The organism is Corallococcus sp. AB011P, from assembly GCF_003611605.1.
GTDB classification, from domain to species: domain Bacteria; phylum Myxococcota; class Myxococcia; order Myxococcales; family Myxococcaceae; genus Corallococcus; species Corallococcus coralloides.
Map to the genome: position 1 here is coordinate 122,587 of NZ_RAVX01000010.1, position 18,786 is coordinate 141,372.

Annotated in this window: 19 protein-coding genes; 2 read left to right on the plus strand and 17 right to left on the minus strand. The window is 69.9% G+C overall.

Features of this window, described 5'->3' with window-relative positions; genetic code table 11:
• Positions 1 to 116: 116 nt before the first annotated feature.
• The 6 genes from D7X30_RS24510 to D7X30_RS24535 form a co-directional block, all read right to left on the minus strand.
• Positions 117 to 1,022: a zinc metalloprotease gene (locus D7X30_RS24510; protein ID WP_120565377.1), complete on the minus strand. Its 906-nt coding sequence runs from the start codon at positions 1,020 to 1,022 to the stop codon at positions 117 to 119.
• A 228-nt stretch (positions 1,023 to 1,250) separates the two neighbouring features.
• Entirely contained in the window at positions 1,251 to 2,153 is a 903-nt protein-coding gene (locus D7X30_RS24515; RefSeq protein ID WP_120565378.1) for a zinc metalloprotease, read from the minus strand.
• A 195-nt stretch (positions 2,154 to 2,348) separates the two neighbouring features.
• A complete protein-coding gene (locus D7X30_RS24520; protein ID WP_120565379.1) occupies positions 2,349 to 3,545 on the minus strand; it encodes an MlaD family protein in 1,197 nt (398 codons plus the stop codon).
• Positions 3,542 to 4,375 carry an ABC transporter ATP-binding protein gene (locus D7X30_RS24525; RefSeq protein WP_120565380.1) on the minus strand — a complete coding sequence of 278 codons (834 nt, stop codon included), beginning with the start codon at positions 4,373 to 4,375 and terminating at the stop codon, positions 3,542 to 3,544. Before D7X30_RS24525 ends, D7X30_RS24520 begins: the two co-directional genes overlap by 4 nt.
• A 13-nt stretch (positions 4,376 to 4,388) precedes the next feature.
• Entirely contained in the window at positions 4,389 to 5,183 is a 795-nt protein-coding gene (locus D7X30_RS24530; protein WP_120565381.1) for an ABC transporter permease, read from the minus strand.
• The gene (locus D7X30_RS24535; RefSeq protein ID WP_120565382.1) at positions 5,180 to 5,686 is read right to left on the minus strand and encodes a hypothetical protein; all 507 of its coding nucleotides are present in this window, start codon (positions 5,684 to 5,686) and stop codon (positions 5,180 to 5,182) included. Before D7X30_RS24535 ends, D7X30_RS24530 begins: the two co-directional genes overlap by 4 nt.
• Before the next feature lie 338 nt (positions 5,687 to 6,024).
• Between D7X30_RS24535 and D7X30_RS24540 the strand changes: the two genes are divergently transcribed.
• Positions 6,025 to 6,405, plus strand: coding sequence for a hypothetical protein (locus tag D7X30_RS24540; protein ID WP_120565383.1), 381 nt, complete (start codon positions 6,025 to 6,027; stop codon positions 6,403 to 6,405).
• On the opposite strand, the gene D7X30_RS24545 is transcribed toward D7X30_RS24540, so the two are convergent.
• The 8 genes from D7X30_RS24545 to dnaN form a co-directional block, all read right to left on the minus strand.
• Positions 6,402 to 7,532: a DNA replication/repair protein RecF gene (locus tag D7X30_RS24545; protein WP_120565384.1), complete on the minus strand. Its 1,131-nt coding sequence runs from the start codon at positions 7,530 to 7,532 to the stop codon at positions 6,402 to 6,404. The genes D7X30_RS24540 and D7X30_RS24545 overlap by 4 nt on opposite strands.
• A gap of 98 nt (positions 7,533 to 7,630) precedes the next feature.
• Positions 7,631 to 8,539, minus strand: coding sequence for a type VI immunity family protein (locus tag D7X30_RS24550; RefSeq protein ID WP_120565385.1), 909 nt, complete (start codon positions 8,537 to 8,539; stop codon positions 7,631 to 7,633).
• On the minus strand, positions 8,536 to 9,336 hold the full coding sequence (locus D7X30_RS24555) for a hypothetical protein (RefSeq protein WP_120565386.1): 801 nt from the start codon (positions 9,334 to 9,336) through the stop codon (positions 8,536 to 8,538). Before D7X30_RS24555 ends, D7X30_RS24550 begins: the two co-directional genes overlap by 4 nt.
• A gap of 10 nt (positions 9,337 to 9,346) precedes the next feature.
• On the minus strand, positions 9,347 to 9,913 hold the full coding sequence (locus tag D7X30_RS24560) for a hypothetical protein (protein ID WP_120565387.1): 567 nt from the start codon (positions 9,911 to 9,913) through the stop codon (positions 9,347 to 9,349).
• A complete protein-coding gene (locus D7X30_RS24565; RefSeq protein WP_120565388.1) occupies positions 9,913 to 10,983 on the minus strand; it encodes a site-2 protease family protein in 1,071 nt (356 codons plus the stop codon). The genes D7X30_RS24560 and D7X30_RS24565 overlap by 1 nt, the downstream gene beginning before the upstream one ends.
• Entirely contained in the window at positions 10,976 to 11,710 is a 735-nt protein-coding gene (locus tag D7X30_RS24570) for a hypothetical protein (protein WP_120565389.1), read from the minus strand. Before D7X30_RS24570 ends, D7X30_RS24565 begins: the two co-directional genes overlap by 8 nt.
• A gap of 82 nt (positions 11,711 to 11,792) precedes the next feature.
• A complete protein-coding gene (locus tag D7X30_RS24575) occupies positions 11,793 to 13,022 on the minus strand; it encodes a hypothetical protein (RefSeq protein ID WP_120565390.1) in 1,230 nt (409 codons plus the stop codon).
• A 112-nt stretch (positions 13,023 to 13,134) separates the two neighbouring features.
• The gene (dnaN, locus tag D7X30_RS24580; protein ID WP_120565391.1) at positions 13,135 to 14,241 is read right to left on the minus strand and encodes a DNA polymerase III subunit beta; all 1,107 of its coding nucleotides are present in this window, start codon (positions 14,239 to 14,241) and stop codon (positions 13,135 to 13,137) included.
• Between the two features lie 264 nt (positions 14,242 to 14,505).
• Here dnaN and D7X30_RS24585 point away from each other — a divergent pair, with 264 nt between their 5' ends.
• Positions 14,506 to 15,009, plus strand: a complete 504-nt coding sequence (locus tag D7X30_RS24585; protein ID WP_120565392.1) for a DUF6748 domain-containing protein — start codon at positions 14,506 to 14,508, stop codon at positions 15,007 to 15,009.
• A 67-nt stretch (positions 15,010 to 15,076) separates the two neighbouring features.
• Here D7X30_RS24585 and D7X30_RS24590 read toward each other — a convergent pair whose 3' ends face one another.
• From D7X30_RS24590 to D7X30_RS24600, 3 genes are read right to left on the minus strand one after another with little or no spacing between them, the layout of a single operon-like run.
• Positions 15,077 to 17,341, minus strand: coding sequence for a caspase family protein (locus D7X30_RS24590; RefSeq protein ID WP_120565393.1), 2,265 nt, complete (start codon positions 17,339 to 17,341; stop codon positions 15,077 to 15,079).
• Complete coding sequence (locus tag D7X30_RS24595; RefSeq protein WP_120565394.1) at positions 17,338 to 18,177, minus strand: ActD-like protein; 840 nt, start codon at positions 18,175 to 18,177, stop codon at positions 17,338 to 17,340. The genes D7X30_RS24590 and D7X30_RS24595 overlap by 4 nt, the downstream gene beginning before the upstream one ends.
• The gene (locus D7X30_RS24600) at positions 18,174 to 18,653 is read right to left on the minus strand and encodes an RNA polymerase sigma factor (protein ID WP_120565395.1); all 480 of its coding nucleotides are present in this window, start codon (positions 18,651 to 18,653) and stop codon (positions 18,174 to 18,176) included. The genes D7X30_RS24595 and D7X30_RS24600 overlap by 4 nt, the downstream gene beginning before the upstream one ends.
• Positions 18,654 to 18,786: the final 133 nt, after the last annotated feature.

Below are 18,786 nucleotides of genomic sequence, written 5' to 3' on the forward strand. Positions count from 1 at the left end.
CGGTCCCCCACTGTGACCAGCGCGGGCCCGGCTTGTCCACGCAGGAAAAAGGAGACGCCGGAGCCCCGTACAGAGGGGACTCCGGCGTCTGTGACTTCAGGAAGCGAAGCGGTGGACTAGCGGTACGTCGCGGTCACGCTGTCCGCGCGGGCCACCTGGCCGGCCGAGAACTGGTTCATGCAGTTGTCGTCGGTGTAGTCCATGAAGTTGTAGATGGGGTCCGCGCCGCCACCGGCGCAGGTGTCACGGCCGGCGGGGCAGCCGTACGCGGGCGAGGCCTCCGGGGGCGTGTCGCTGACGGAGTCGCCCGTGGCGGTGCAGCCGCCCTGGAACGTGTGGTACAGGCCCAGCCAGTGGCCGACCTCGTGCGTGCCCGTGTCACCCTCGTTGTAGGGGGCCGCGGTGCCACCGGGGACGCTGCTGTAGAGGATGACCACGCCGTCCATGGAGGGCTGACGGCTGTAGTTGGAGGGGAAGGTCGCCCAGCCCAGCAGGCCGCCGGACAGGTTCGCCGAGTAGATGTTCAGCGCGTTGGCGCCGCCCTTGCGCAGCGCGGCCTTCATCTTCTTCTCCGCCGCGGAGCCTGAACCCAGCGAGTACCACTGGCTGTTCGTGGTGCGGTCCGTGCCGGCCAGCGTGAACTTGAACGGGGTGTTGGCGTACGCCGCGTTCAGCACGTTCATCTGCGCGGTGATCTGCGAGTCCGGGATGTCGCCGTTCGCGATGCCCGTGCCCTTGTTGATGACGTGGAAGTACACGGGCACGCTCACCGAGCCCACCGCGCGCTTCGCGGACACGCCGCGGGCCGCGATCGCCGCGTCGACTTCCAGCTTCTCGTCGGCGGACAGCTCCTCCGTCGCACAGCCACGGTGCGGAATGGCCTGGGTGTTGGTGGTCTCCTCCGCGGGAGCGGGAGTCTGCTCCTCGGTGGTCGGAGCGCTGCTGCTGCAGCCCGCCAGGGACATCAGGGTGCCAAAGACAACAACGAGACGACCACCACGCTGCGCGACGTGACGAAGCATCGTTTCCCAACTCCTCAGGAAAGGGGTGAAACACTGATACGCGGATGAAACAGCGCAAGTCAAATGACGCGATAAAAATGTACTCACGGCAAAACGCTAAAGACAAACCAAGCGTCACAGGGCCGGGAGACGGCCTGTCCGTGTTTCATCCTGGAAATGGAAAATGCCGGAGCCCCCTGAACGGGGACCCCGGCATCGGAAAAACGGCCACAGCCCTGCGTGATTTTTCTAGCGGTACGTGGCGGTGAGGCTGTCCGCGCGGGCGCTCTGGCCGGCGGTGAACTGGTTCATGCAGCTGTCGTCGGTGTAGTCCATGAAGTTGTAGATGGGGTCCGCGCCGCCACCCGAGCAGGTGTCACGGCCGGCGGGGCAGCCGTACGCGGGCGAGGCCTCCGGGGGCGTGTCGCTGACGGAGTCACCCGAGGCGGAGCAGCCGCCCTGGAACGTGTGGTACAGGCCCACCCAGTGACCCACTTCGTGCGTGCCCGTGTCGCCCAGGTTGTAGGGGGACGCCGTGCCGCCGGGGACGCTGCTGTAGAGCATGACCACGCCGTCCATCTTCGGCTGGGCGGTGTAGCTGGAGGGGAAGGTCGCCCAGCCCAGCAGGCCACCGCTGAGGTTCGCGGTGTAGATGTTCAGCGACTCCTTGCCACCCTTGCGCAGGGTGTTCTTCATGTTCTTCTCGTTGGTGCTGCCCTGCGCCAGGGCGAACCAGGACGAGTTGGTCGTGCGGTCCGTGCCGGCCAGCGTGAACTTGAACGGGGTGTTGGCGTACGCCGCGTTCAGCACATTCATCTGCGCGGTGATCTGCGAGTCCGGGACGTCGCCGTTCGCGATGCCCGTGCCCTTGCGGATGACGTGGAAGTAGACGGGCACGTTCACCGAGCCCACCGCGCGCTTCGCGGACACGCGGCCCGCGATCGCCGCCTCGATCTCCAGCTTCTCGTCGGCGGACGGCTCGATGGTCGCGCAGCCGCGGTGCGGGATGGCCTGCGTGTTGGTGGTCTCCTCCGCGGGAGCGGGAGTCTGCTCCTCGGGGGCCGGGGCGTTGCTGTTACAGCCCGCCAGGGACAGCAGGGTGCCAACGACCACCGCGATACGGCCACTGCGCTGCGCGACGTGACGAAGCATTGTTCCCAACTCCTCGAAAAGTAGTGAGGAGCTGGAATACGGTTTTTGTGACTTCCGAGTCAATACGCGGACAGTCTTGGAAACAAAGCAAAGCGCTATGAGCCCGTACAATGTTCCGCCGGGTGAATCCTCCGGGTCTGTTCTTCACCCGGAAGGCGTTTCGCACCCCGGCAATCCCTGACGCGGCGGGCTGGCTCAGGGCGTTGGCGTGGGGGCCGGGGCGGCGGAGTCGCCCGCGTCCGGGGCGGGCGTGAGCGGAGTGGGCGCCGTCTGGGGGGCGCCCACCTGTTCCAGGGACTCGCGGTTGCTCACGGAGAAGCGCACCAGGGCGCGGAGGATGCGGTTGCGCTTCACGTTGCCCAGCACCTCGCGCAGGTCGTCGTAGACGGTGGGGTCGTTGACGAGCGCGCCCAGGGTGCCGTCGCCCTTGGCCACGGTGGCGGTGATGGTCTTGATGTCCGCGGCGGCGCTGCCCAGGTCCGCGAACATGCCCTTGGCGTCGCCGTAGACGAGCTGGTGCACGGCGCCGTTGGGGCTCTTCTTCGCGTCCTCCAGCAGGCCCGCGAGCTGGCCGGCGGCAGCCCCCAGTTCGCGCATGGCCACCGCGCCGTCCTGGCCGTAGATGAGCGCGTGCGCGGTGCCGTCCCCCCGGCGCACCTCGGCCAGGATGGCCTCCACGTGGCCCAGGGCTCCGTCCATGCGCTTCGCGGCGCCGGACGCGTTGGTGAGCAGCGTGTTCACCTCCTGGCCCATGCGCGGGTCGTAGATGAGCGCGTGCAGGGCGCCGTTGCCCTTCTCCACCTCCTCGATGATTTTTCGCAGCGAGGCGACGCTCCGGGCCAGGTCCCGCGTCAGGTCCGGGTTCGAGTAGGCCTTCACGGCGTCCTTGAGGGACTCACTGATTTCGACGGAGTTGTCCATGACGCGGCTGGCGCTGGACATCAGCCTGGACAGGTCCCCGCCACTGCTGGACTGGATGACACCACCGGGCTCCACGGCGGGCTGGTCCGCGCTGCCCAGGGAGATGTCCACCGCCTTGTCGCCCAGCACGCCCATGCTGGTGAGGCGGGCCACGGAGTCCTTGCGGATGCGGTTCGCATAGGCGCTGGCCACCTGGAGCTCCACCTGCAGGCGGCTGTCCTTGAGGTCCTGGGAGAAGGACACGCTGTTCACGCGGCCCACCTTCAGGCCGCCAATCCACACGGGGGACTGGTCGCTCAGGCCGTCCACGCTCGGGAAGTAGGCGTGGAAGATGACCTGGCGCTGGAAGAGGTTGGACTCGCGGCCGATGAAGAAGACGACCACGCCTGCCACGGCGAGGCCAACGGCGACGAAGAGGCCCGCGCGCACGGCCAGGCGCTTCTCCTTCGAGGTGGACGTGAAGAGACTCATGGTGTTCCCCGGGGGTTCAGCTCCAGGCGGCGCGCGTCGATGAAGGCGCGCACCTCCGGCACCTGGGAGTGGCGCATCTGCTCCGGGGTGCCCACCTGGACGATCTTCCGGTTGGCCAGCATGGCCATCCGGTCCGCCAGCACGAAGGCGCTCACCATGTCGTGCGTGACGACAATGGAAGTGGCGCCCAGGCGCTGCTTCATCGAATCAATCAACTCATTGATGGTCTGCGTGGTGACGGGGTCCAGGCCCGTCGTGGGCTCGTCCCAGAGGATGACCTCCGGCTCCGTGGCGATGGCGCGCGCCAGGCCCACGCGCTTGCGCATGCCGCCGGACAGGTCCGACGGCATCAGCTTCTCCGTGTTGGGCAGGTCCACCAGCTCCAGCTTCTCCGCCACGCGCTTCTGGATCTCCGCGCGGGACATGGTGGGGAAGTGTTCGCGCAGCGGGTACGCCACGTTGTCCGCCACGCTGAGCGAGTCGAACAGCGCCGCGCCCTGGAACACCATGGCCACGTGCTTGCGGACCTCCAGGAACTGCGCCTCGGAGAACTTCGCCAGGTCGTAGCCTTCGAACAGGATGCTGCCGCCGTCCGGGTGCAGCAGGCCGATGAGGCACTTGAGCAGCACGCTCTTGCCCACGCCGGAGCCGCCCAGCACCACCAGCGTCTCCCCGGCGCGCACGTCCAGGTCCACGCCGTCGTAGATGCGCTTGGAGCCGAACTGCTTCATGAGCCCGTCGAAGCGGATGAGCTCCTCGCCCGGCGTGGGCTTGCGGAAGCTGAACGGGACGGCGGGGTCTCGGTGGTGGTGGTGGCGGGCCTTGCGCATGGTGCGGGCGGCTTCAGAAGTAGAGCGTGATTTTCGTGATGAAGAAGTCCGCCAGACACACGGTGACGGAGGTGATGGCCACCGTCTGCGTGGTGGCGCGGCCCACGCCCTCCGTGCCGCCCTCCACCGCCAGCCCCTTGAAGCAGCCGACCAGGCCGATGATGAGCCCGAACACGGCGCCCTTGATGACGCCGGAGACGAAGTCGCCCATCAGTACGGCATCCAGCGCGCCCTGGGAGAACTGGTCCAGGGAGATGCCGTACTGGGACTTCACCACCAGGGCGCCCGCCACCAGGCCCACCACGTCCGAGAACACGGTGAGCACAGGCAGCACGATGAGGCACGCGAACACGCGCGGCACCACCAGCTTGCGCAGCGGGTCCGCGCCCAGCGCGCGGATGGCGTCCACCTGCTCCGTCACGGTCATGGAGCCCAGTTCCGCGGCGATGCCGGACCCGATGCGCGCGCCCACGGTGAGGGCGGTGAGCACGGGGGCCAGCTCCCGGAACAGCGTGAGGATGACCACGCGGCCCACGGTGTACTGCACGCCGAAGCGCGCGAGGAAGTAGCCGAACTGCAAGGAGATGACGAGCCCGGCGAACGTCGCGGTGAGCAGCGCGATGGGCAGCGAGCGCACCCCCAGGGACTCGGTGTGGAAGATGAGGCCGGCCCAGTCGTAGGGAGGGCGCACGGCGCGGCTGAACACCTGGCCCGTCATGACGGACAGGGCGCCCAGGGACTCCATGCGCTCGCGCAGGCGTTCCTTGATGCTGGGGCCGCCGGCGAAGAGCTTCGCCTCGGGCATCATCGCTGGCGCTCCGCGTGGAAGCCCTGGAAGAGGCTCTCGAAGTCCGCCATGCGCGTGTCGGCGGCGCCCACGGGGGCGACGTAGCTGAAGTCGAAGACGCAGTTGTCCTTCTTCACCACCACGAGCTCCAGGGAGACGGGCACGCCGTCGAGCTTCGCGACGTAGCGGCTTCGCAGGGCCTCACGGTCGTCCAGGGTGAAGGTGCGCTGGCCCAGGTCCTGGCGCTCGGTGAAGCCCATGAGCAGGTGCTTCGTGAGGACCTGGAGGGGCGGGTCGTCATGGTCCCGGCAGGTGGAGTTGGTGGCGATGACGCGGCCGGTGTCACCGCGCTCCACGAAGGCCAGGTCGTTGTCGGCGAAGCCGCGGCGCTCCCAGACGTCGTTGGACAGCGGGCCGACGCGGTACTTCACGTCGGACTTCCGGAGCACCGAGTCCTCGAACGTCGCGCGGTGGCACCCCGCGAGGAGGGTGGACAGCACGAGCGTCAGCAGCAAGCGCGACATGGCACCATTTCGTTCGTCCCGGGTCCGCCCGGTGGGACGGCGGGCATGGTCATGGTGCACGCCCGGCAGGTCCGCAAGGACTTCGTCGGAGCGAACGTCGACTCACGGACGCGCGCCTGCCGAGGGCCCGCCACCCCGAACGGGCTCCGGACGACAGGTGCACACGCGTTCGTGGGGACACGAAGGAGACCGGAGGTAGAGGGCCCGCGTATTCCGGAGGGGGTGCCGGGGTCGCTCTCCCGCCGTGTCCCCGGTCGACTGGGGGAGGCGGGGTGCATGCGGGCAGGAGGAGGTCACATGTTCAGCCGGGAGCCGGGGATTCTCACGAGGAGGATTCGATGGACGGCGGGCTGGCGATATTCGGATTCGGGTTGTTCATGCTGTCGATTGCCACTCTGTACGCGCGCACGGCGTACTGGCTGGCGTGGCCGATCCTGGCGCTCTCCATGCTGGCGATGGGGATGGCGTTCAGCGAGTCGAAGCGCCTGCGGGACGTGTCGCTGGGGGTGGCGGCGGTGCTGGGGGTGTTGTTCATCGCCGCGTTGGCGACGGGCACCGTGTGGTGGCTGACGCTGGCGGTGTTCCTGTTCGCGGTGGCGTTCGGGCTGCTCTGGGCGGAGTTCCGCTTCGAGTACTTCGGACACGTGACGCGGCAGGAATTGCCCCACCATCAGCGCCGGCCGGTGCACTGGCCCTGGCACCGGCGGCGGGTGCACTAGGGTTGTGACGGGGACTCGGTGGCCACCTGTCCTGAGTGGACGGTGAGCCAGAGGGTGTCACTGGCCGCGGCGGCCCGGACGAGCCCCGCGTCGGTGGTGGTGAGGAAGACCTGCGCGCCGCTCCGGGCCAGGTAGCCCATGAGATAGGCATTGCGCTCGGGGTCCAGCTCACTGGAGACGTCATCCAGCAGCAGCAGGGGGAGGAAGCCCATGGCGCCCTCCAGGTTTTCGATCTCCGCGATCTTCCAGCCCAGCACCAGGGCGCGCTGCTGCCCCTGGCTCGCGTAGGCGCGCGCGCTGCGGCCACCCAGCGTCACGGACACGTCGTCCACGTGCGGGCCCACGGAGGTGAAGCCGCGGTCCAGGTCGCGGCGCAGGCGCGCGGAGAGGGCTTCGCGCAGGGCGGAGGCGAGCGCGGCCTCGTCGGCGTGGGCGAAGTCGGCGCCGAGGTGCGCGGGGTGGTAGCCGTAGACGGCGGGGTCGACGGTGCGGCCGATGGACGCGAAGGTGGCCTGGGCGCGGGGCGCGAGCTCGGCCATCAGGGCGCGGCGGCGGGCGTAGAGGCGTGCGCCCGCGCGGGCGAGGGTCTCGTCGTACGCGTCGAGGTACGCGGCGTCGACGGTGGCGCCGTCACGGAGCAGGCGGTTGCGGTTCTTGAGAGCGCGGGCGTACTCGCGGCTTTCCTTGAGGAAGGCGGGGAAGCGGTTGAAGACGGCGCGGTCGAGGAAGGCGCGGCGGGCGTCGGGGCCGCCCTTGATGACCTCCAGGTCATCGGGGGTGAAGGCGACGACGGAGACGCCGCCGAAGTAGTCCTCGAGGCTGGCGGCCTTCTTGCCGTCCACGAGGGCCTGGCGGGTGCCACCGCCGACCTCGACGGAGATTTCGCGCTCGGCGCCCTTGAGGAGGAAGCGGCCGGTGACACGAGCGGCCTGGGAGCCCCAGCGGACGAGCTCGGAGAGGCGTCCGGCCCGCAGGGGCTTGAGGGTGGCGAGGAAGTAGAGCGCCTCCAGGAGGTTGGTCTTCCCTTGCCCGTTCTGGCCCACGGCGATGGTCGAGTGGGGGCTGGGTGCGAGCTGCACCGCCGGGAGGTTGCGGAAGTCCTGGACCTGGAGCGAGAGGAGGCGCACAGCGTCACCGTGAAGGGGCCGACCTTCGTACTACAGATGCGGCGGCCGGCGGGGCGCGGGATTCAGCGGGTGACGCCTGGCTGGTGGGCGCGGGAGCGTTACGGACAGAGCCTTCGCCGCCAGCGGTCCAGGTAGTTCCCGATCCCGGCGTCCTGTCCTGACGTGTACATGAAGGGTTTCAGGAAGCAGGCCAGGGCGCGGTACTGGGGCGGAATGGGTTCCTTCTCGATGTCGATGGCTTCGGGCCATTCGCTCAGGGTGACCAGCAGGCGATCCTGTTCCATGGGGAGGAGGGAGACCTCCGGGAACGGCAGTGCCTGCCGCAGCGCTTCGGTGCCTCCCATCCGGTCCAGCAGCGGCGGGCCCAGGAAGGTGAGCCAGTGCGCGCCAAGGGCGTGGAGCCCGATGACCGAACCGAGGCCTTCCACAGCCGGCAGGTCCACCCCCAGATAGCGCGCGGCGTATTTCTCCAGGACCTTCCAGTCCCCCGCGGTCCAGGAGCCCTGTCGAGAGGCAAGGGCGAAGCTCGCATAGCCGAAATGAAAGGGCAGTTCCCGAGCCAAATCCAACACCAGGGCACGCATCCGCTGGGGTCCCTGCTCCAGGAGGAACTCAGTCGGGAAGGTGAAGGACATCGCAGTGTTGGACCCAATGCAGAGCGGGAGTTCGATCCGATTGCTGTGGTACTCGAACTGGTACCCTCCGGTTCCTCCAGGCAGGTCGGACAAGCTGACGTGCCAGGCCAGGCGGGAGGGCCGATCCACCATCCGTTTGCGAATGACTTCCCATCCGTCCTCATCCAGCTCAAGGACATCCCCATCGTCCGCGCCGTACCAGTTCAGCGACTGGGGGGGGGTGGCTCGAACGTAGGTTTCCAAGGCCCGCCAGCATGCCTGCGCCACGATGCTGTGGTCGTGGGGGATGAAGAACGTGACCACGACACCGTCGCGGGCCGCGACCGCGCCATCCCTGTAATGGAGGCGAAGGGTGGGGAGGTTCGCGCTCATGGTCGGCGACCCACAACTCCCTTATGAGGCGAAACGAGCAGGGCTCTCCCACCAAGCGCCTCCTCGTAGATCTGTTTCTGCGTTCTTCCAACGTAGGAACTGCTCTCTCCGTAGAGAGTCCACTGAGGTTCGTTGTCCTCAGGGCAGGGGAACTTGAAGTCCAAGGTGAGCGCGGACTCGAGCAGATTGCGGTCCGCGTGGAGGACGAGGTCCGGCTTGATCGTTCCCCGGAGTTCATCGATGCAGCCCTCTGCGAGCATCCGCGCTTCCCTCTCCCGGCTGATCGTCTCCACGAACTTGGCGTTCGGATAGTAGCGATAGCGTTGCTCGATGCTGTAGGGCGCGGCCCATAGCTCCTTGAGCACCTCCTCCGCGCACTGGAGGACCAGGACGTGCTTCTGCTTTCCCAGTTGCATGGCTCGGGTGATGGGGTTGCCGCAGCGGTCGCGCCCCACCACCTCGCGGCACTCCTGCCGTGTCGGAGGACGGTTCTCGAAGAAACGCGCATTGCCCTGACGCTCGGCCTGGACGGCGCATTCCGCGAGTCGCTCCTCCAACTCATCCGCGCTGTGGTCCTGTTGCATCAAGCCCAGGATGACCGGGGCGGCCTGGGCCAGGGCAGAGGCCGAGGCGGAAGAGGCGCCCTGCTCCGCCACCACGGCCGCATGGCGCAGCCTCGCGGCGGTCTCCGTGTCGACGAAGCGCAGGTCCCCGTGCGCGGAACGCCGTGCGCCTCCTCCCGCGCAGCCGGTGAGCAACGCGCTGGCCGCGCACAGCGATACGAGTCTCCAACCCATGCGCCGGAATCTACCGTGGGGACCTCGCGGACTCCGGGACAACACGCCTGCTGCGAAACCCGGCCACGAACAACGCCGTGACGTAGGAGAGCCCCGACCACGGGTGTGTGAGGCCATCCATGGGAATGGCCATCCATGGCAGCAGCACGGCGGAGATGACGGCATTCATCCAGCGATCTGCCCGGGAAAGCGGAGGCGGCGGAGGGTCGATGGGTGCCCCCTTGCCCGCGAAGACTTGCTTGAAGACCTTCATGTCTCCCCGCTCGTACAAATCAATCCCTGGCCGCGGCGTCTGCAGCTCCGTGTGGAGCGTTGGAGACAGCGAGGCTCCCACCGCCAGGTATGTCAGCCCCACCGCGAGCGTCCGGTAGAACCAGCCGCCACGCCGGTCCGACCCTGTCGCCACGGCCGTGCCCACCGCCCATCCCACCGCGATGGCGAGCACGCTGACGTTGTAGCCCGACAGGCCCGCGCAGAAGAGCACCAGCCCTCCCGCGAGCGCCGCGAAATAGCCATACACGCCCGCGCGCAGCATCCGGCTCGAACGCGTGCTGACAACCTCCGTCGTCGCGTTCATCACAGCGCCACCGCCGCTCCCGTCCAATGCTGCGCGACCCAGCCCAGCGCGCCCAGGCCCACCACCAACGCGCAGTACTCCACCAGCGTGCGGCGGTCGCCCGTCTCCGACGCGGGCGTGAGCAGGGCCCGGAACGCCGCCACACCCGCGATGAGCAACAACAGGTTCTCTCCCGTGGCGAACCACGTCGCGCCCAGCACGGCCACCGCGATCCACCGCTGCTGGCGCGCCAGGGCCCGGAACCCTCGTGAACCATCCAGCTGCCACACCGGCACCAGGTTGAACAGGTTCAGCCAGGCCGCCGCGTGCGCGATGGCGCCCAGGGCCTTCCACCCCGTCAGCACCGCCGCCACCATCACCACCACCGCCGCCGCGCTGCCCCAGATGGGCCCCGCGAGCCCCACTCGCGCGTCCTCGCGCTCATCCACCGGCACCTGCTTCAGGCGCACGAACGCACCCAGGCCCGGGATGAACATGGGCGCGTCCGCCTTCATGCCCAGCCGGCGCAGCGACGCTACGTGCCCCATCTCGTGCACGTAGATGCAGGCCACCAGCCCCAGCGCGAAGCTCCAGCCCCACATCGTCCAGTACACGCTCACGGCGAACAGCATGGAGAACAGCGTGCTCGCCTTCGTGAGCCCGAGCAGCAGCAGCTTCCCCTTGCCCAACAGCAGCGCCAGCACGAACTTGAACTTCCACAGCATCAGGCCCACCGCGCCCATGCTGGCCAACACCTTCGGCATCCCCGAACGCTTGCGCTCCGCCTCCGCCAGCGGCGCCGCCAACCCCTGCGCATCCGCCTGCTGACTCAGCGCCGTCACCCGCGCCGTCACCTGCGCGTGCTGCGCCGTGCCCGGTGGCAACAGGTCCAGCGCCTCGCGCCACAGCGCCAGCGCCTCCATCGGCGCGCCCCGCTCCGACGCCGCCTGCGCATCGGTCGCCAGCTGCGTCAGCCGCTTGCCGTGCACCAGCTTCCGGCACGACGGACACGTGAGCAGCCGGGGCGCCAGCTCCGAACCACACCCCTCACACCGCTGCGTGAGGAGCGATACCGCGAGCGCCTCAGCCAACGGACCGCTCCTGCTCCGTCGGCGCGGCTTCACCCTCGGCAGACGCCTCCACCAGCTTGAACGGCCCCGCGATGTTCAGCTCCGTCCGCTTCGTGCGGCGCCACGCCTCGAACAGCGCGAAGCCGTAGATGAGCCCGGAGATGGGGCTGTTGATTCCAACCAGCACCGGCGCCGCCACGGAAATCACTCCCGCGAGGACCACGTTGGCCGCGGGAGAGGACTCCACCGTCTCCTCCGCCGGCGCATCGGTGGCCACCTCGGCCGGAGGCTGCGTCGTGAGCTCCTTGTAGACATCCGGCGCGAGCGAGGCCGCCACCGCGAAGTACGTCAGCCCCACCGCAAGCACCTGGTAGAACACGCCGCCGCGCGACTCCGAGCCCTTGAACACCGCGGTCCCCACCATCCACCCCACCGCGATGGCGATGAGGCCGATGTTGTAGCCCGACAGGCTCACCCCCCAGTACACGACCGCGCCCGCGATGGCCGCGCCAAAGCCAAACACCGACGCCTTCAGGGCGCGCTGCGACTTCGAGCCGCCCGTCATCGCCGCCTCCACGTCCTCGCGGCACGCGGGACACAGCAGGCGCGTGTTCAAGTCGTAATACACGCTCTTGATGGCGCGCTCACAGACGGAGCACTTCGGTGCCGAGGGGGCTTCGGTGAACTCGGCGCGGTCGAACTGGAGCGGCGCCGCGTCTTCGGACGGCGGAGGAACAGGCTGGGTCATGGGCGGGGATTTCGACAGGAAAAGGAAGCGACCCACCCAACCTAACAGAAGCCTTCCACCCCCCTCAAACCGGTGTCTGTCTTCAGCCGCCCTGCCGCAGCGCCGCGTGACGCGCCGCCTGTACCAGCGCCACCAGATCCCCGTTTCGCGCCACGTCGCCCCCCGCGGGCTTCGCGTGCTCCGGCGAGAACAGCCGCGCGGGCGTGCGCGCCTGGCCCCGCAGCATCACGAAGAGGCGCAGGGCGTCCCGCAGGGCCTCCGCCTCCGGCCCCTCCTCCGAGCGTGCCCTCAGCGCGGCCTGCTCCAGTCGCGACCACGCCACTTCCTCACTCCACGCGCCCCGGGGCCGCTCGCGAGACAGGGCCGCCAGCGCCGCCGCCGTCTCCACCAGCCCCGCGCGCCCTTCCGTGAAGACGCTCCTCGCGGACAGCCGCAGCGCCGGGTCCTCCGACAGTGCGGCCCGCCAGGACAACAGCGCGGGCAGCTCCGCTTCGCGAGGCACCACCGGCGCCAGCTCCGCCTCCAGCACCGCGCGCACCCGCACCCGCGCCACGTCGTGCCAGAAGGCCGCGTGCAACAACAGCTCCGGCCCGCTGCGCGCCACCCGCGTCGGCGCTCGGCGCATGCGCCGCTGGAGGAAGTCCTTCACCCGCCCCCGGCTGTCGTAGCGCTCCAGCCGCTCCCACAGCGCCACCAGCGCGGCGGCGCCCAGCGGCAGCGCCCGCGCCAGCTCCCGCGCCTCGTCGTCGGAGAAGGCAGGCGCGCCTTCCGTCACCGGGCGCTTGAACACACGCTCGAACACCTCGCCCGCGGCGCACGCGGCGCGCAGCTCCGGCAGGTTGCGCGGCAACAGCTCCACGGCCTGGGCCCAGACGCGGCCGCCCAGGAACGGCGCCGCGTCCAGCACCTCCGTCTCCAGGCGCAACAGCCGCTCTCCCAACGTCGCGGGACCGTCCTCCTCCGCGTCATCACCGCCGCCGGAAGCCGTGGATGCGCTGGCGGACAGCCGCCGCTCGGCCGCGCGCTCCACCGCCTCCCGCAGGCGCTCCACCTCGTGCATCAACCGGACGGGGGCGGCGTTGGGTGGCCAGCCTTCCGCCTCCACGCGCCGCCGCATCGCGGCCAGCGTCGCGTCCACCTCCGACTGGTCGGCGGCCACCTCGCGCAGCAGCTCGAAGTGGTTGCGGATCCGGTCCTTCCAGAAGAAGGACTCCAGCACGGCCTTGAGCGCGCGGTAGCGCAGGCGCGTGGCCTCCAGGAGGTCCGCCCGGTCCTCCAGCCGCGCTCTCAGGTCGTCTGGACGGGTGGCCACGCCCCCATCATAAGGGCCCCCCGCGCCGGGCGCAGGCCTCCCCTTGGCGCGGAGCGTCGGACTTGGAACGGTGACGTCCCGCCGACGTGGGAAGTTGGACGACTGCGCTGCCTCAGACGCGCATGGGCATGACCACGGCCGTGAAGCTGCGGTCGCCGGGGCCGTGCAGCACGCCCGGGCTGTGCTCGTCGCCCAGCTCGAAGCTGACCTCGTCCGTCTCCGTCACGCCCAGTACGTCCATGAGGTAACGGGCGTTGAAGCCGATGGTGATGTCGTTGCCCTGGTAGTCCACGTCCAGCGCGTCGCGCGCTTCACCCAGGTCCGGGTTGCTGGCGGTGATGAGCAGCTTGCCCTTCTCCAGACCAATGCGGATGGCGTTGCTCTTGTCCGCGGACAACAGCGCGATGCGCTTGAGGCCTTCCAAGAGGCGCACCTTGGGCACGAGGACGACCTTCTCGCCCTCCTTGGGGATGACGCGCTGGTACTCCGGGAACTGCCCGTCGATGAGGCGCATCACCATGGTGAGGCCCGGCTTCTTGAACAGCGCCGAGTTCTCCGCGAACCCCAGGTGGCACTCCGCGTCCGGGGCCTCGTCCAGCAGGCGCTTGAGCTCCATCAGGCCCTTGCGCGGGATGATGACGCCGCTCTTGAGCTTGAAGTCGCCGGACATCTCGCGCTCGATGAGCGACAGCCGGTGGCCGTCCGTGGCCACCATGCGGACCTTGCCGCTGGACTGGGGCTCGAAGAAGACGCCGTTGAGGATGTAGCGCGTCTCGTCGCTGGAGATGGCGAACTGGGTCTTCTTGATCATCTCCAGCAGCACGTTGCCGGAGATCTGCACCAGGGGAGCGTTCTCCTCCTTGGGCAGCTTCGGGTACTCCTCGGCGGCCATGCCGACGATCTTGAAGTGCGCGGAGCCGGAGGAGATGTCGACGTAGTTGTTCGCCAGCTTCTTGAGCGTGACCTCCGCGTCCGGGAGGTTCTGCACGATGTCGAAGACGTACTTCGCGCTCAGCGTGACGGCGCCCGGCTTGGACACGTCCGCCGCGTGCTCGGACACGATGCCGATGTCCAGGTCGAAGGCCGTGACCGTGATGCTGCCCTTGTTCGCCGTGAGCAGCACGTTGGCGAGGATGGGCATCGTCGTCTTGCGCTCCACGATGCCCTGGGCGCGGTAGAGGGCCTTCTTCAGCTCGTCGGCGGCGATGCGGAATTCCATCGTGGGCGTCCTTACAGGTCACGGCCCCGGAGGCCGATCTCTTGGGGCGCGGGTGTACAACGAACGGGGGGGCCCTTCCACCGTCTTGGCGCCTTTGTCCGCGGGCTGGAGGCCCAATTCTGGACTGTTCGGGTGTCCAGGTGGGACAGGCAGGAAAAAGGCCCCTGTTGCCCTGGTGGGCGGGCGCGCGGCCGGGCAGAGTGGACCCGGCCGTGCCCCTCCCGCGTTGTAGGAGGGCACACCCGTCCTCCTTCCGGAGTCGCCATGAACGCCCGCTCCCTGCTCCTGTCCGCCGTGCTCGTGCTCGGCCCGGTGGCGTGCAGCACGCCGTCCTCCCCCACCGCTCAGCCGTCCAGCGACGTGTCCGGCGCGGAGGCCCCCGCCGACCTGAAGCGGACCGACATGGGCGCGCCCGCGGGAGCCGCCAACGAGCCCGGCACGGCCGCCCCCACCCCTTCACCCGGAGACGCCACCATGACCACCAGCACCGTCTACATCGTCAAGGACAACGGGAAGCGCTGCTTCGCGCCGCCCTGCGACCACTACGACCTGTTCAGCGCGGACGCGCCGGACAAGAAGATCCAGTCCCTCCATGAGATCGACCTGACAGCCGTCACGGGCGGGGACGACGCCAAGCTGGGTGAGCTCCTGCAGCGCGCCTCCAAGGGCGGCCCCGGCCTCAAGGTGGAGGGCTCGCTGGACAAGCGGCTCAAGGCCGGCCCCGCGGGCGACGCCATCGTCCTGCGCGCCACCCGTATCGTCGGCTGAGCGTGCCCCTTCCCACCGGGACCGCCGCGACAGGGCGGCCCCGGCCGGATTCCAGAACCTCAGAGCCTCAGAGCCGCACGCCCACCTGGAAGCCGGGCCAGCGCTGCATGCGAGTGTCCGCGTTGATGACGTGCGAGCGCACCGGCAGCGTGGTCAGCTTCGCGAACTCCGGCTCTCCCCAGGTGAACGCCACGTTGTAGGTGGGGCCGGCGAACACGGCCAGCCGGGGCATCACCTGGAAGCCCAGCATGGCGCGCGCCTGCGTCAGCATGTTGTTGGACGCGCTGGAGAACGGGTCCCGCGTGGACAGCACCTGGCTGGCCGCGACGTCCACGTCCACCCAGAAGCGCGAGCCCAGCGGGATGTGCCCGCCCAGTCCCAGGCCCAGGCTGAAGCGCTGGAAGCGGTCGTCCGGGCCAATGCCCGCGAGCAGCGTCGTGTAGAAGTACTTGCCGCCGAACTTCAGCGCCAGGTTGGTGAGCTGCACGTCGCTGCCGAATACCTCCAGGTGCAGCTGGCCCTTCTTCTCGTAGGAGACCAGGCCCACCGGCACGCCGTTCACCTCGTCGGAGACGTTGACCAGGCCCAGCTGCATGCCGTGCACCGTGTCCGCGACGTTGATCAACCCCAGCTGCATGCCGGACACGTCACCGCCCACGTTGATCAACCCCAGCTGCATGCCGGTGAGGGACGGCGCGTGGTTGAGCAGCACCGACCCCTGGATGCCCCGCGCGGCCGTCGCCACGGAGTTGACGCCCAGCGTGAACTGCACGCCCTTCAGGGTGCCGTTCGCGTGATTGGCACCCAGTGACAGCTGTATCCCGGTGGCGTCCGAGGTGGTGACGTTGGCGCCCAGCGCCGCCTGCACGCCGCCCAGCGCGCCGCGCGCGACGTTGGCGCCCAGGGCCAGCTGCCCGATGCCATCCACGTCCCCGTTGGCCACGTTGAGTCCCAGCGACGCCTGGGCACCGACCACCGAGCCGCCCGCCACGTTGGTGACCAGGGACAGCTGCGCGCCGCTCACCTCGCGACCGGACGTGTTGAAGCCCAGCGCCAGGGCCAGGCCGGACACCTCCGCGTCGTACACGTTGCCCGCCAGGCCCAGCGCCAGGCCGCCGCCCAGCGCCGCGCCGCCGTTGACGATGCCCAGCGCGAAGCGGTTCTCCACCTGCGCGCGGCCCGCCCGCAGCGTGTTGGTGCTCATCGACGGCACGAGGCTCAGGTTCACCGGCAGCTGGACGCGCCCCTGGGGAGACAGGGACATGCCGCCGCCACCGCCGCGCATCACGGTGGCCTCGTGGCCCACGCCCAGGAAGTCACCAGGGGACAAGGGCGTACGCGCGCCCTCCTTCAGCGTGAAGGCCGCTTCGGACACTCCGCCGTCCCACTCGCGCCGGGCGCGGTAGGCGCCGGGGGCCAGGCCCAGCTCGGTGGCGCGGCCGGACTGCTTCTGCACCTCCACCACCAGCGTGCCCACCGCGTCGCGCACGTACAGGCGGCCCTCCAGCGGCTCGGTGAGGACGAGGCCCGCGGTGGTGGCGCGCAGGTCGGTCATCACCAGGTCGCCGGTGCCCGCCAGCTCGATGTCGTAGTTGGGGTGCTGCGCGCCGCCCTGCGTGCGCTCGGTGCGCGCGAGCGTTTCGTGGAAGGCGAACTGGTAGGCCTCCGTGAGGGTGACGCGGCCGTCGTGGGTGACGTCCGCGGCGCCTCGCAGGCCGGACAGCAGGTGGTGCGTGAAGAACGAACCGCCCAGCCGGTCCGACTCCTGTGACGCCTCGTCCGCGCTGGACGAGGTGAGGATGGCGTGGCCCTTCACCTGGATGGCGGAGTCCACCAGGAACGCGGGCCGCGAGACGCCGCCCTTCTTGCGCGCGAACGCGCCGGACGCGCACGAGTCCAGCACCGCGATGCGCACGTCCGCGGGCAGCCCCTCCAGCGAGCGGCGCAATTCGCCGTAGTCCAGGCGCTGGCCCTTGAGCAGCAGCCCTTCGTCGTCCGAGTGGCCGGAGTAGTACAGCAGCACCTCCACGCGGCGGGCTCCGGCGGTGCGGACACCTTCCGCCAGGCGGCGCACGCGGTCGAAGCCGGCGAGCACGCCCGCGCGGTCCACGTCCGTGAGGAGCACGCGGTCCTGGGGCAGCACGCCGCCCAGCTCCGACAGCACCGTGGAGAAGGCCTTCGCGTCGGTCTCCGCGTAGCGCAGCCGCACGCGCTCCGGGCCGCCGTCGTTGACGCCCACGAGCAGGGCCAGCCGGCGCACGGCGGCGGCTTCGGCGGCGTGGGCGGGGGTGGCCGCGCCCAGCGCGAACAGGAGGATGACGAGCGCTCTCATGGGGAGGGCTTCTCCAGCAGGAAGGAGGTCTGCCCCAGGCCCGTGGGCAGGGTCAGCGGCGCGGTGCGCGCCTCGGGGGATGCGGCGAGCACGCGCGCGGCGGCCATCACACCCTCCAGTTCGAAGGGGCTGTCCGAGCTGACCAGGAAGAACCGCTCGAAGCCGGGGGCGTCGTCCAGCTCGTAGGCGCGCGGCAGCAGGTGCGTGCCGCTGCGCTCCAGGGGCGCGGACGTGTCGCCCAACGCGGGCAGGTGCGGGGTGACGGTGCCCCGGCCGTCCACGGAGAGGATGACGCCGTGGGCGTGGCCGGCGGCGGTGTACGACAGCTGCACCACGTCACCGGCCTGGGCGGGGGCGCCGTCGGTGAGGCGCTCGGTGCGGGTGGCGACCTGGCGGTGCAGGTCGAGCCGGGGCTGGAGTCCCTTGCTGCGCGTGGGCTCCAGGACGCCGGGGGTGCCGCCGGTACCCGTCGCCGACCAGGGATCGCGCGCCTCCTGCTCCTGGGACGAAGCCCCCGGCCGCACGAGGACGACGAGGGTCGCGGCGACGAGCACCGGCACCAGGGCGGGCAGGAAGCGCCAGGAAGGGCGCGATGGCGGGGCCTCGGCGCGGGGCGAGTCGGCGCGGGCGAAGCGGGCCTTCACCTCGCGGGCGACGCGGGCGGGGGGCAGGGCCTCCAGGGTGGCGCGCGAGTCGGCCTCCAGGGCGGCGAGGCGGGCGGGGCCATCGGGTTCGCGGGACAGGCGGTCGCGGGCGGCGGCGAGCTCGTCCGGGGGCAGCTCCCCCAGGGCGATTCGCTCCAGCAGCCAGTCTGGGGTGCGGTGGGGGGACGTCATGCGGCCTCCAGCTCCTGCAGGACAGCGGACAGGGCCCGGAGGCGCTTGCGCACTCCGGACACGGACAGGCCCACTTCGCGGGCGGTCTCCTCCAGCGTCATGCCGTCCACCAGGTGGAGCACGGCGATGTCGCGGCTGGACGCGGGGACTCGGCCAAAGAGGCGGTCCAGCAGGCCCCGGGCGGCGGTGCGCGCCTCGGTGTCGCCGGAAGCGGCGATGCGGAGCACCAGCTCATCGTCGCGGTCCTCGGGGCGCCGCTTGGCGCCGCGCAGGCGGTTGAGGCACACGCGGGTGGCGATCTGATGCAGCAGACTGGAGGGCCCGGCGTCCTTCAGCGCGGCCTGGTAGCGCAGCAGTTGAACGAACACGTCATGCATGGCGTCCACGGCCTGTTCCTCGTCGCGCAGCAGGAAGCGGCAGCGCCGGAGCACCTGGGGGCCATAGCGTCGGTAGTAGGCCTCCACATCGACGGACACCGCACGCGCCTCCCGGTTGGACCAGGGGAACACCGGTGCCCTGGAAATCTGTCACCGGCCTTTTGACGAAAGCGGCGTGCCTACCCCGTTTCCCCCCACCCCGGCCACCCCGGGCCGGGAAATCCCGGCTTCC